This is a genomic window from Bacillus pumilus (assembly GCF_038738535.1).
In the GTDB taxonomy this organism is placed as follows: Bacteria; Bacillota; Bacilli; order Bacillales; family Bacillaceae; genus Bacillus.
This window is the reverse complement of sequence record NZ_CP046128.1, coordinates 850,955-863,690: the sequence shown is the minus strand read 5'-3', so window position 1 is coordinate 863,690 and position 12,736 is coordinate 850,955. Positions and strand designations below refer to the sequence as shown.

The window sequence follows — 12,736 nt, the reverse complement described above, 5'->3', positions numbered from 1 at the left end:
AATACTGGTGTATATTCTATAAAATGGTGACCCGTACGGGATTCGAACCCGTGTTACCGCCGTGAAAGGGCGGTGTCTTAACCGCTTGACCAACGGGCCCTTTATTATGTAAATTGTGGCGGAGAGCAAGGGATTCGAACCCTTGAGACGGGGTTACCGCCTACACGATTTCCAATCGTGCTCCTTCGGCCACTCGGACAGCTCTCCAAATTGGCTCCGCAGGTAGGATTCGAACCTACGACCGATCGGTTAACAGCCGATAGCTCTACCACTGAGCTACTGCGGAATGAAGAAAGCCTGGCGATGTCCTACTCTCACAGGGGGAGACCCCCAACTACCATCGGCGCTGAAGAGCTTAACTTCCGTGTTCGGCATGGGAACGGGTGTGACCTCTTCGCCATCATCACCAGACAATTTAGTGACAAAAGATATTATACTATGTATTGAAAATAAATCAAGAGATATTTTAAAAATGTTCTCTCAAAACTAGATAACAATGTTCATGCTTCACATTAGAATATAGGTTAAGTCCTCGATCTATTAGTATCTGTCAGCTCCACGTGTCACCACGCTTCCACCTCAGACCTATCAACCTGATCATCTTTCAGGGATCTTACTTCCTTGCGGAATGGGAAATCTCATCTTGAGGGGGGCTTCATGCTTAGATGCTTTCAGCACTTATCCCGTCCGCACATAGCTACCCAGCGATGCCCTTGGCAGAACAACTGGTACACCAGCGGTGCGTCCATCCCGGTCCTCTCGTACTAAGGACAGCTCCTCTCAAATTTCCTGCGCCCGCGACGGATAGGGACCGAACTGTCTCACGACGTTCTGAACCCAGCTCGCGTACCGCTTTAATGGGCGAACAGCCCAACCCTTGGGACCGACTACAGCCCCAGGATGCGATGAGCCGACATCGAGGTGCCAAACCTCCCCGTCGATGTGGACTCTTGGGGGAGATAAGCCTGTTATCCCCGGGGTAGCTTTTATCCGTTGAGCGATGGCCCTTCCATGCGGAACCACCGGATCACTAAGCCCGACTTTCGTCCCTGCTCGACTTGTAGGTCTCGCAGTCAAGCTCCCTTGTGCCTTTACACTCTGCGAATGATTTCCAACCATTCTGAGGGAACCTTTGGGCGCCTCCGTTACATTTTAGGAGGCGACCGCCCCAGTCAAACTGCCCACCTGACACTGTCTCCCTGCCCGATAAGGGCAGCGGGTTAGAAGGTCAATACAGCCAGGGTAGTATCCCACCGATGCCTCCACCGAAGCTAGCGCTCCGGTTTCCAAGGCTCCTACCTATCCTGTACAAGCTGTACCAACATTCAATATCAGGCTGCAGTAAAGCTCCACGGGGTCTTTCCGTCCTGTCGCGGGTAACCTGCATCTTCACAGGTACTATAATTTCACCGAGTCTCTCGTTGAGACAGTGCCCAGATCGTTGCGCCTTTCGTGCGGGTCGGAACTTACCCGACAAGGAATTTCGCTACCTTAGGACCGTTATAGTTACGGCCGCCGTTTACTGGGGCTTCAATTCGCACCTTCGCTTACGCTAAGCGCTCCTCTTAACCTTCCAGCACCGGGCAGGCGTCAGCCCCTATACTTCGCCTTACGGCTTCGCAGAGACCTGTGTTTTTGCTAAACAGTCGCCTGGGCCTATTCACTGCGGCTTCTCGGGGCTTTAACACCCTAAGAAGCACCCCTTCTCCCGAAGTTACGGGGTCATTTTGCCGAGTTCCTTAACGAGAGTTCTCTCGATCACCTTAGGATTCTCTCCTCGCCTACCTGTGTCGGTTTGCGGTACGGGCACCTCTCACCTCGCTAGAGGCTTTTCTTGGCAGTGTGGAATCAGGAACTTCGCTACTAAATTTCGCTCGCCATCACAGCTCAGCCTTTACGGGAAACGGATTTGCCTATTTCCCAGCCTAACTGCTTGGACGCGGATATCCAATACCGCGCTTACCCTATCCTCCTGCGTCCCCCCATTGCTCAAATGGTGAGGAGGTGGTACAGGAATATCAACCTGTTGTCCATCGCCTACGCCTTTCGGCCTCGGCTTAGGTCCCGACTAACCCTGAGCGGACGAGCCTTCCTCAGGAAACCTTAGGCATTCGGTGGACGGGATTCTCACCCGTCTTTCGCTACTCATACCGGCATTCTCACTTCTAAGCGCTCCACCAGTCCTTCCGGTCTGACTTCACAGCACTTAGAACGCTCTCCTACCACTGTTCGTCAGAACAGTCCGCAGCTTCGGTGATACGTTTAGCCCCGGTACATTTTCGGCGCAGAGTCACTCGACCAGTGAGCTATTACGCACTCTTTAAATGGTGGCTGCTTCTAAGCCAACATCCTGGTTGTCTAAGCAACTCCACATCCTTTTCCACTTAACGTATACTTTGGGACCTTAGCTGGCGGTCTGGGCTGTTTCCCTTTCGACTACGGATCTTATCACTCGCAGTCTGACTCCCAAGGATAAGTCATCGGCATTCGGAGTTTGACTGAATTCGGTAACCCGGTAGGGGCCCCTAGTCCAATCAGTGCTCTACCTCCGAGACTCTTACCTTGAGGCTAGCCCTAAAGCTATTTCGGAGAGAACCAGCTATCTCCAGGTTCGATTGGCATTTCACCCCTACCCACACCTCATCCCCGCACTTTTCAACGTGCGTGGGTTCGGGCCTCCATTCAGTGTTACCTGAACTTCACCCTGGACATGGGTAGATCACCTGGTTTCGGGTCTACGACCACGTACTCATGCGCCCTATTCAGACTCGCTTTCGCTGCGGCTCCGCATCTTCTGCTTAACCTTGCACGGGATCGTAACTCGCCGGTTCATTCTACAAAAGGCACGCCATCACCCATTAACGGGCTCTGACTACTTGTAGGCACACGGTTTCAGGATCTATTTCACTCCCCTTCCGGGGTGCTTTTCACCTTTCCCTCACGGTACTGGTTCACTATCGGTCACTAGGGAGTATTTAGCCTTGGGAGATGGTCCTCCCGGATTCCGACGGAATTTCACGTGTTCCGCCGTACTCAGGATCCACTCTGGAGAGAACAACATTTCAGTTACAGGGCTGTTACCTTCTTTGGCGGGCCTTTCCAGACCTCTTCGCTTATATCGTTCCTTTGTAACTCCGTATAGAGTGTCCTACAACCCCAAGAGGCAAGCCTCTTGGTTTGGGCTGTTCCCGTTTCGCTCGCCGCTACTCAGGGAATCGCATTTGCTTTCTCTTCCTCCGGGTACTTAGATGTTTCAGTTCCCCGGGTATGCCTTCTCATACTCTATGTATTCAAGTATGGATACTACTCCATTACGAGCAGTGGGTTTCCCCATTCGGAAATCTCCGGATCAAAGCTTGCTTACAGCTCCCCGAAGCATATCGGTGTTCGTCCCGTCCTTCATCGGCTCCTAGTGCCAAGGCATCCACCGTGCGCCCTTTCTAACTTAACCATTTCTTACTTTAGAAAGAATCACTATGTGTGATGAACTTTGCATTGCATTCAATGTGAATGTATTACTTATTGTTATCTAGTTTTCAAAGAACAATCCTGTCTCGCTAGAGACATATCTTGAAGGAATGATCCTTCAAAACTAAACAAGACGAAAACGCACACTGCTCCATATATCCTTAGAAAGGAGGTGATCCAGCCGCACCTTCCGATACGGCTACCTTGTTACGACTTCACCCCAATCATCTGCCCCACCTTCGGCGGCTGGCTCCATAAAGGTTACCTCACCGACTTCGGGTGTTGCAAACTCTCGTGGTGTGACGGGCGGTGTGTACAAGGCCCGGGAACGTATTCACCGCGGCATGCTGATCCGCGATTACTAGCGATTCCAGCTTCACGCAGTCGAGTTGCAGACTGCGATCCGAACTGAGAACAGATTTATGGGATTGGCTAAACCTTGCGGTCTCGCAGCCCTTTGTTCTGTCCATTGTAGCACGTGTGTAGCCCAGGTCATAAGGGGCATGATGATTTGACGTCATCCCCACCTTCCTCCGGTTTGTCACCGGCAGTCACCTTAGAGTGCCCAACTAAATGCTGGCAACTAAGATCAAGGGTTGCGCTCGTTGCGGGACTTAACCCAACATCTCACGACACGAGCTGACGACAACCATGCACCACCTGTCACTCTGTCCCCGAAGGGAAAGCCCTATCTCTAGGGTTGTCAGAGGATGTCAAGACCTGGTAAGGTTCTTCGCGTTGCTTCGAATTAAACCACATGCTCCACCGCTTGTGCGGGCCCCCGTCAATTCCTTTGAGTTTCAGTCTTGCGACCGTACTCCCCAGGCGGAGTGCTTAATGCGTTAGCTGCAGCACTAAGGGGCGGAAACCCCCTAACACTTAGCACTCATCGTTTACGGCGTGGACTACCAGGGTATCTAATCCTGTTCGCTCCCCACGCTTTCGCTCCTCAGCGTCAGTTACAGACCAGAGAGTCGCCTTCGCCACTGGTGTTCCTCCACATCTCTACGCATTTCACCGCTACACGTGGAATTCCACTCTCCTCTTCTGCACTCAAGTTTCCCAGTTTCCAATGACCCTCCCCGGTTGAGCCGGGGGCTTTCACATCAGACTTAAGAAACCGCCTGCGAGCCCTTTACGCCCAATAATTCCGGACAACGCTTGCCACCTACGTATTACCGCGGCTGCTGGCACGTAGTTAGCCGTGGCTTTCTGGTTAGGTACCGTCAAGGTGCGAGCAGTTACTCTCGCACTTGTTCTTCCCTAACAACAGAGCTTTACGATCCGAAAACCTTCATCACTCACGCGGCGTTGCTCCGTCAGACTTTCGTCCATTGCGGAAGATTCCCTACTGCTGCCTCCCGTAGGAGTCTGGGCCGTGTCTCAGTCCCAGTGTGGCCGATCACCCTCTCAGGTCGGCTACGCATCGTCGCCTTGGTGAGCCATTACCCCACCAACTAGCTAATGCGCCGCGGGTCCATCTGTAAGTGACAGCCGAAACCGTCTTTCATCCTTGAACCATGCGGTTCAAGGAACTATCCGGTATTAGCTCCGGTTTCCCGGAGTTATCCCAGTCTTACAGGCAGGTTACCCACGTGTTACTCACCCGTCCGCCGCTAACATCCGGGAGCAAGCTCCCTTCTGTCCGCTCGACTTGCATGTATTAGGCACGCCGCCAGCGTTCGTCCTGAGCCAGGATCAAACTCTCCGAGGTATGCAGGATGCATATCACACATGCGTTGCTACACGATGTAGCGAACTTAGCATGTGATCATTTCCTGCCTCGTCAGTGTTTGACTGACTACCTATGATGTATCATAGGATTTTTTTATAAAAACTCGAATTAACAGGTACGTTTTGTCTTGTTTAGTTTTCAAAGATCATCTTCATTGTCGCTCAGAGGCGACTTTCTCAATATAACATTTCGGCGCTGTGTGCGTCAAGTGTTTTTTAGAATTTCTTTTTGTCAGCTTTTCTTTCAAAGCAACTTGGTTGCTCGTTAGCGACGTATAATAATATACCATCATAATATTCATACGTCAATATCTTTTTTCACAAAATATCCTCGATGATAGATTTTTTGTCCCTTTGTCTCAATCGGCTCCACTTGAACAATTCCTTTTTCCACAAAGAAATCAATCATGACGCTAAGGTCAGACGTGAAATACTTGAGATCAGGATGCGCGAGAAGCTCGCCAAAAAGCCATATATCTTGCTGTTCCATGACATGACGCAAATGAGCGGCACCAATTTCTGCTTTTGAATGGATCAAAAAATCATTTGCTAAAAATAAAAGTTCCAAACGCTTATGCAGACTTTCGTGGCTTTCAATGAGTTCTGAATAAAGTTTATATACTTCCGGTTCCATATGACGCACCTGATTCCAAACCGTCACTTCTGGGTGGAAGCCTTTATCGATCACTTCAATACGTGCCAAATGATGCAGAGCATGCACAATTGAATTATATGCATCAAGGAATTGATTTGACTCAAAAAATGCTTTTCCTTCTATATATCTGCGAATGAGCTTGCCGTATTCTAAACCGATTTTAAGTTTGCGGTTTGAAAAGGGGAATGTACTCAGTTCATCAATCAAGTTGAAAATATATTCATTTCGATCAAATAGGACTTTCCCATTCAAAATCCAATCAATGATTCGGCGGTTAGTGCCGAGGGTAATCCATTCCTTCAGCTGATCATCTGTGACAACATTTAAAGAAGCTGTTTGGTGATCGGATTCATAGTGCTTGATAAATAACGGCTCTTCCGCTTCTTTTACAATGACTAGAAGTGCTGCATCAAAGTTATCCGTCTCAGAAGATACTTTGTGTCTTCTTTCTACTATAATCACAGCTAATGTGTCTGGATGGCTTGCTCTCTCTTGATAAATAGGACGGAGAAGATTTTCCATAGTGATTCCTCCAATACTCGGGTGTAAAGTTCTTCTCTAATGCTATGTATTTCTCCTCATAGAATCAAAATTCCTTCAATACAAGAAAAAAGATCATTGAATCATTATAAGCAATTTATTCACAAAACTCTATAACTAATTCAAACGGAAAGGTAAAATGTGCTATATTGGAGACAAGGGGGACTAGGGATGGCGAAATACTCCAGTAAAATTAATAAAATCAGAACATTTGCACTTAGTTTGGTTTTTGTTGGCTTTCTGATCATGTATATCGGTGTGTTCTTCAAGGAATCGATTTGGCTGTCGACTTTCTTTATGCTGCTCGGCGTCTTATCGATCGGATTGAGTACAGTGGTTTACTTTTGGATCGGTATGCTTTCTACAAAGGCAGTGCGTGTTGTTTGTCCAGGCTGTGAGAAGGAAACAAAAGTGCTTGGGCGGGTGGATATGTGCATGCATTGCAGAGAGCCGCTTACACTCGATCCAGCATTAGAAGGCAAAGAGTTTGATGAATCCTACAATCGAAAAAAGTCATAAAAAAAGCTGACCATTTAACCGGTCAGCTTTTTCATTAATGATTTTCTTTTTTCGCACATTCTTGACAAGTTCCATAGATCTCCAAGCGATGATGACTGACTTTAAAGCCCGTCACATGGGATGCAAGCTGTTCAACTTCATCAAGGCCAGGATAATGAAAGTCCACTATTTTTCCGCAGTTTTCACAAATCGCATGGTAATGGTCAGATGTCGCAAAATCAAATCGGCTTGAGGAATCACCGTACGTTAATTCCTTTACTAATCCAGATTCCCGGAAGACTCGTAAATTGTTGTAAACCGTTGCGACACTCATGTTTGGAAATTTTCCTTCAAGTGCTTTATATATATCGTCCGCGGTTGGGTGAGTCATAGAATTTACGAGAAACTCCAAGATGGCATGGCGCTGCGGAGTAATTCGAACACCGGTTTCTTTTAAAGCATCTAAAGCGTCTTTTAGTTCGTGAGCAGCCATTTCATCATGCACCTCTCTTCAAAAATATTCTTATATTATAATCTTTATAAATAGTGTACCCCCAGAGCCGAATCTTTGTCAATTACAATCCTCTTTTTTACCTATTCTTCTTCACAAAAAAGACCGGCATGTCTGCCGATCTCATCCTGTGATGATATTAAGCGTGAGCTTTCAGTTCCTCAAGCGCTTCTTCTACGTGGTCTTTCACCTTGACTTTTCGCCATTCTTTCACAAGCGTTCCTTCTTTATTAATAAGAAACGTTGAACGTTCAATGCCCATGTATTCTTTGCCAAAGTTCTTTTTCAGCTTCCATACCCCAAAGGCTTCAGACAATTTCTGTTCATCGTCTACAAGAAGCAGGAACGGTAAATCATGTTTTTCTTTAAACTTTTGGTGCTTGTCCTGACTGTCTGGGCTTACGCCGATAATGACAGCATCTAATTCTGCAAAGCTTTGATGGCGGTCGCGGAAATCACATGCTTCTGTTGTACAGCCTGGTGTCATATCTTTTGGATAGAAATAAAGGACAATATGTTTTCCTTTAAAGTCAGAAAGCTTTACTTTCTCCCCGTTGTCACCGGTTAATTCGATTTCAGGTACTTGCTGGCCTATTTCGATTGTCATGACACAATCCCTCCAACCTATTTTTTAATTAGCCTATCCAATTTTGAGAGGATATTCAACTAAGTACGCTTGCATCGGCATGTTAAAATAATGATAGACGACGTGATACGTTGAGATAGGAGGCTATTTATGAAATTCACAGAATCAGAAAAATTACATCAAGAGGCGCTGGAGCATATCGTTGGAGGTGTCAACAGTCCCTCTCGTTCATATAAGGCAGTAGGCGGCGGTTCACCCGTGGCTATGGAAAGAGGAGAAGGCGCTTATTTTTGGGATGTTGATGGAAACCGCTATATCGATTACCTAGCAGCATACGGTCCAATTATTACAGGACATGCCCACCCGCATATTACAAAAGCTATTACAAAAGCGGCTGAAACAGGTGTCCTTTACGGAACGCCAACGAAGCATGAAGTCACTTTTGCTAAAATGCTGAAGGAAGCCATGCCTGCTTTGGACAAAGTTCGTTTTGTCAATTCAGGTACTGAAGCGGTGATGACAACGATTCGTGTCGCGCGCGCATATACAGGCAGAACAAAGATCATTAAGTTTGCCGGATGCTATCACGGGCACTCTGATCTTGTGCTTGTGGCAGCTGGCTCTGGTCCTTCCACTTTAGGAACCCCTGATTCAGCAGGCGTACCAAAGAGCATCGCCAATGAAGTCATTACCGTTCCATTTAATGATATTGACAGCTACAAAGAAGCATTGGATCGATGGGGCGATGAAGTCGCAGCTGTCCTTGTCGAGCCAATTGTCGGGAACTTCGGCATCGTGGAGCCTAAGGACGGCTTCTTGCAGCAGGTCAATGACCTCACTCATGAAAAGGGCGCACTTGTGATCTATGATGAAGTGATTACAGCTTTCCGCTTTATGTACGGAGGAGCACAGGACTTGCTTCAAGTAAAACCTGACCTCACTGCATTAGGAAAAATCATTGGCGGCGGTCTTCCGATCGGTGCTTACGGCGGTAAAAAAGAAATTATGGAGCAAGTCGCTCCTCTTGGACCAGCCTATCAAGCTGGCACGATGGCAGGAAATCCTGCATCCATTCTTTCTGGTATTGCATGCTTGGAAGTGTTAAAACAAGATGGTGTTTACGAGCGCCTTGATCAGCTTGGCGCTATGCTAGAAGAAGGCATTTTAGCCCATGCAAAAAAACATCAAGTAGATATTACGGTGAACCGCTTAAAAGGGGCTCTCACGATTTATTTCACAAAAGAAACCATTGTAAACTATGAACAGGCGGAAAATACGGATGGCGAAATGTTCGCCCGCTTCTTCAAATTAATGCTTTCTCAAGGGATTAACCTCGCTCCTTCTAAATATGAAGCTTGGTTCTTAACGATCGCACATACTGAAAAAGATATTTCTGAGACGCTGCAAGCAGTAGATCATGCGTTTGAACAGTTAAAACAATCATAATAGGGTCAAAAACAGGCGTAAAAAAATGCGCCTGTTTTTTTATTTATCAGCTCTTGTTTGTCAAAAGCGTGCAAATCTGTTACATTTCTTCTCAATACCTTCTTTTGATGTTTTCATGAACTTTCAAAAATCACTTGAATATTTCGGAAGACCGCTGTATATTACTTAGTTGTTCATCAAAATATTTATAATAAATGACGAGTGATCATCTATTATCAAAAAGAAAGGAATGCAGGGACAAAACCAATGAAACTTGGAGCCCGTATTTTAAAAACTGGTATTGCCATTGTACTCGCGCTTTACCTGGCAACATGGCTTGGGTTGCCAACGCCCGTCTTCGCGGGAATTGCAGCTGTATTTGCTATCCAGCCATCTATTTATCGATCTTTTTTAACGATTGTTGATCAAGTGCAAGCCAATATTATTGGAGCAGCACTTGCCATTACGTTCGGTCTGCTTTTTGGCACTGGGCCAGTCATTATCGGTTTAACCGCCGTCATGGTCATCGCCATTAATTTAAAGCTGAAGATTGAACACACGATTCCAATTGCACTTGTAACCGTCATTGCGATTTTAGAAAGTGCTGGGGATCATTTCCTTTCCTTTGCCTTAATTCGAACAGCTACTGTGGTGTTAGGAGTTCTTTCTTCATTTTTAGTGAATTTAATCTTCCTGCCGCCAAAGTATGAAACAAAGCTTGTTCATCACATTATGGAAAATACGGAGGAGATTTTAAAATGGATCCGTCTGAGCTCCAGACAGTCTACTGATCATTCCACTTTAAAGGATGACATCGATCAAATAAAAGAACGCATGATCAAATTAGATCACATTTACTTGTTATACAAAGAGGAACGAAGCTATTTAAAGAAAACAACCTATGTAAAATCAAGAAAGCTCGTTTTGTTCAGACAGGCAATTATGACATCGAATCGTGCTCTGTACTTGCTGAAAAAGCTTCATAAATTAGAAAATGAGATTCATTTGATGCCAGAGCATTTCCGGGAAAGCTTAACGGATGAGATTGATTATTTACTGTATTGGCATGAGCGGACCTTGATGAAGTTTGTCGGAAAAATGAAGCCGCAGGACGATGAATTTCAAAATGAATGCTCTCTTCGCCTTGAAACGTTAACGAAATCATTTATCCAGCATCAGCAAAACCAAGAAAACGACTTGCTCGATTACAATATGCTGAATGTCATGTCCAGCATCATCGAATACCGTGATGAACTAGAGCATTTAGATACATTGATTACAAGCTTCCAGACGTATCACCCAAAAGACAGTGAAATTGAGACAGATGAAAAAGAAGCATAAAATGAGAAAAGACCGATTCCTAGAATCGGTCTTATTTTATTTTCTTCATTTTAGGATCCAGTGTGTCTCTTAATCCATCTCCCATCAGGTTAAAGCCCAAAACTGTCAGCATGATCGCTGCCCCTGGGAAAATTAATGTCCAGGGGGCTTGAACGAGATAAGGTCTCGCATCGGCGAGCATTTTCCCCCACTCTGGGCTTGGTGCCTGTGCACCCAATCCTAAAAAGCCTAAAGCCGCTGCCTCGATAATCGCCGTTCCGATCGCAAGCGTCGCCTGTACGATGACTGGCACCATACTATTTGGCAGAATGTGACGCAGCACGATGCGGCGGTGTGACATCCCAACCGCCTTTGCTGCCAGCACGTATTCTTCTTGTTTAATACTCAGCACTTTTGAACGAACGAGCCGTCCAAAGGTTGGGACATTAATAATCGCAATGGCAATAAGGGCATTTTGTAAGGAGGGGCCTAAGATGGAGACGATCGCAATCGCTAGTAGAATACTAGGAAAAGCGAGTAAAATATCAAACAATCTCGAGATCACAGCATCTAGCACTCTTCCGCCATAGCCTGCTATCAATCCAAGCAGTGTGCCTAAAATGACAGATCCGAGAACCGAGAAGAAACCAACCCATAAGGAAATCCGCGCTCCATGCACAACTCTTGAAAATATATCTCTGCCGAAATCATCCGTACCAAACCAGTGCGCAGCTGAAGGGGCGCTAAATCGCTCACCAAGAGATTGTTCATTGATGCTATAAGGAGCAATGAGTGGTGCGAATATCGCTAGGATAAGAAATAAAAAGACAATCACACTGCCAATGACCGCCAGCTTGTGCTGAAAGAACTGCTTCATCGATTCAAGAATCAATGATTGAGAGCGTTCTTCTTTTGGTTGAGGTGGTTCAAGCTCTTTTTGTGCTTCCATGTTGTCACTCTCCTTCCCTAATATTTAATCCTAGGATCAATGACTGCATACAAGATGTCCACGATGAAATTGATCAGGACAAATATCAGCGCAACGACGAGAATGCCAGTTTGAATGACTGGATAATCACGATAACTGATGGCGTCATATATATATCGGCCAATTCCCGGCCAAGCAAAAATGGTCTCTGTTAAAATGGCTCCGCCAAGTAAGAGGCCTGTTTGAAGACCAATAATCGTCAAGATCGGAATAAGCGCATTTTTCAGGCCATGCTGATAAATGATGAAAAATGAACGTACCCCTTTTGCTTTTGCGGTTCGAATAAAGTCTGAATGAAGTACTTCCAGCATACTTGCCCTTGTAATCCTTGCAATAATCGCAGCAGGAATTGTCGCAAGAGCTGTACTTGGTAATACCAAATGCTTGATGCTGTCAGTGAATTGATCAAACCGGCCTTGCAAAAGCGTGTCCAGCGTATGAATATACGTGATCGACTCCACTGGATTCCTTACGTTTTCTCGGCCCGTCGTCGGCAAAATACCTAATTCGATCGAGAACAGCCACTGCCCCATTAAGCCTAACCAGAAAATCGGCATAGACACTCCAATGAGTGCAATAAACATTGCGACATAATCAAAGATGGAATGCTTAAACCAAGCACTAATGATTCCGGCATTCACTCCCACAACAATCGCCAGCACCATGGCAAAAAAGGTCAATTCTAACGTCGCAAATAAGTAAGGCTTCATTTCCTGGGCAATAGCCGCTCCTGTTCGTATCGAAGTCCCTAAGTCCCCTTTTAAAAGACCCAGCATGTAATGTCCGTATTGAACATACCAAGGCTGGTTTAAACCGAGCTGGATGGTTAATTGTTCTACTGCCTCTTTCGTTGCCCGCTGTCCTAAGATGACCTGTGCTGGATTCCCTGGAATAAACCGAATAATTGAAAACACGACCAATGTCATTCCAATCAGTACTGGGATGAGCATTCCTGCCCGCTTCATACAATAAGCAAACAAACAGCTTTCACCGCCTTTTTCTTTGTCTTCT

General features: G+C 46.1%; 8 protein-coding genes, 3 tRNA genes and 3 rRNA genes. 3 read left to right on the top strand and 11 right to left on the bottom strand.

The window, feature by feature from the left end:
* Positions 1–24: 24 nt before the first annotated feature.
* The 7 genes from GKC25_RS04105 to GKC25_RS04075 form a co-directional block, all read right to left on the bottom strand.
* Positions 25–99 (bottom strand) — tRNA-Glu (locus GKC25_RS04105).
* Positions 100–116: 17 nt separating this feature from the next.
* Positions 117–207 (bottom strand) — tRNA-Ser (locus GKC25_RS04100).
* 4 nt (positions 208–211) lie between these two features.
* Positions 212–286, bottom strand: a tRNA-Asn gene (locus GKC25_RS04095).
* Positions 287–295: 9 nt separating this feature from the next.
* Positions 296–411: ribosomal RNA gene (gene rrf / locus GKC25_RS04090) — 5S ribosomal RNA — on the bottom strand.
* Between the two features lie 109 nt (positions 412–520).
* Positions 521–3,451: ribosomal RNA gene (locus tag GKC25_RS04085) — 23S ribosomal RNA — on the bottom strand.
* A gap of 182 nt (positions 3,452–3,633) precedes the next feature.
* Positions 3,634–5,182: ribosomal RNA gene (locus tag GKC25_RS04080) — 16S ribosomal RNA — on the bottom strand.
* The 16S, 23S and 5S rRNA genes sit together here with 3 tRNA genes alongside, the layout of an rRNA operon.
* 318 nt (positions 5,183–5,500) lie before the next feature.
* Positions 5,501–6,379, bottom strand: coding sequence for a nucleotidyltransferase-like protein (locus tag GKC25_RS04075; RefSeq protein ID WP_187704414.1), 879 nt, complete (start codon positions 6,377–6,379; stop codon positions 5,501–5,503).
* Positions 6,380–6,568: 189 nt separating this feature from the next.
* Here GKC25_RS04075 and GKC25_RS04070 point away from each other — a divergent pair, with 189 nt between their 5' ends.
* Positions 6,569–6,916, top strand: a complete 348-nt coding sequence (locus GKC25_RS04070; protein ID WP_003217804.1) for a YgzB family protein — start codon at positions 6,569–6,571, stop codon at positions 6,914–6,916.
* Between the two features lie 34 nt (positions 6,917–6,950).
* Here GKC25_RS04070 and perR read toward each other — a convergent pair whose 3' ends face one another.
* The gene (gene perR / locus GKC25_RS04065; RefSeq protein WP_012009347.1) at positions 6,951–7,388 is read right to left on the bottom strand and encodes a peroxide-responsive transcriptional repressor PerR; all 438 of its coding nucleotides are present in this window, start codon (positions 7,386–7,388) and stop codon (positions 6,951–6,953) included.
* Positions 7,389–7,545: 157 nt separating this feature from the next.
* Complete coding sequence (gene bcp, locus GKC25_RS04060; protein ID WP_034664955.1) at positions 7,546–8,013, bottom strand: thioredoxin-dependent thiol peroxidase; 468 nt, start codon at positions 8,011–8,013, stop codon at positions 7,546–7,548.
* Between the two features lie 129 nt (positions 8,014–8,142).
* Here bcp and GKC25_RS04055 point away from each other — a divergent pair, with 129 nt between their 5' ends.
* On the top strand, positions 8,143–9,438 hold the full coding sequence (locus GKC25_RS04055) for a glutamate-1-semialdehyde 2,1-aminomutase (RefSeq protein ID WP_034664957.1): 1,296 nt from the start codon (positions 8,143–8,145) through the stop codon (positions 9,436–9,438).
* A 246-nt stretch (positions 9,439–9,684) separates the two neighbouring features.
* On the top strand, positions 9,685–10,758 hold the full coding sequence (locus GKC25_RS04050; RefSeq protein ID WP_034664960.1) for an FUSC family protein: 1,074 nt from the start codon (positions 9,685–9,687) through the stop codon (positions 10,756–10,758).
* Between the two features lie 31 nt (positions 10,759–10,789).
* On the opposite strand, the gene GKC25_RS04045 is transcribed toward GKC25_RS04050, so the two are convergent.
* Together GKC25_RS04045 and GKC25_RS04040 are read right to left on the bottom strand one after the other, a co-directional pair.
* The gene (locus GKC25_RS04045; protein ID WP_034664963.1) at positions 10,790–11,686 is read right to left on the bottom strand and encodes an ABC transporter permease; all 897 of its coding nucleotides are present in this window, start codon (positions 11,684–11,686) and stop codon (positions 10,790–10,792) included.
* Positions 11,687–11,703: 17 nt separating this feature from the next.
* Entirely contained in the window at positions 11,704–12,705 is a 1,002-nt protein-coding gene (locus tag GKC25_RS04040; RefSeq protein ID WP_034664965.1) for an ABC transporter permease, read from the bottom strand.
* Positions 12,706–12,736 lie beyond the last annotated feature (31 nt).

What these genes read in the sequence shown, in the direction of transcription:
- GKC25_RS04070 (WP_003217804.1), top strand. Translation starts at nt 6,569, where the DNA reads ATGGCGAAATACTCCAGTAAAATTAATAAAATCAGAACATTTGCACTT.
- GKC25_RS04045 (WP_034664963.1), bottom strand. Translation starts at nt 11,686, where the DNA reads ATGGAAGCACAAAAAGAGCTTGAACCACCTCAACCAAAAGAAGAACGC.
- perR (WP_012009347.1), bottom strand. Translation starts at nt 7,388, where the DNA reads ATGGCTGCTCACGAACTAAAAGACGCTTTAGATGCTTTAAAAGAAACC.
- GKC25_RS04055 (WP_034664957.1), top strand. Translation starts at nt 8,143, where the DNA reads ATGAAATTCACAGAATCAGAAAAATTACATCAAGAGGCGCTGGAGCAT.
- GKC25_RS04050 (WP_034664960.1), top strand. Translation starts at nt 9,685, where the DNA reads ATGAAACTTGGAGCCCGTATTTTAAAAACTGGTATTGCCATTGTACTC.
- GKC25_RS04075 (WP_187704414.1), bottom strand. Translation starts at nt 6,379, where the DNA reads ATGGAAAATCTTCTCCGTCCTATTTATCAAGAGAGAGCAAGCCATCCA.
- bcp (WP_034664955.1), bottom strand. Translation starts at nt 8,013, where the DNA reads ATGACAATCGAAATAGGCCAGCAAGTACCTGAAATCGAATTAACCGGT.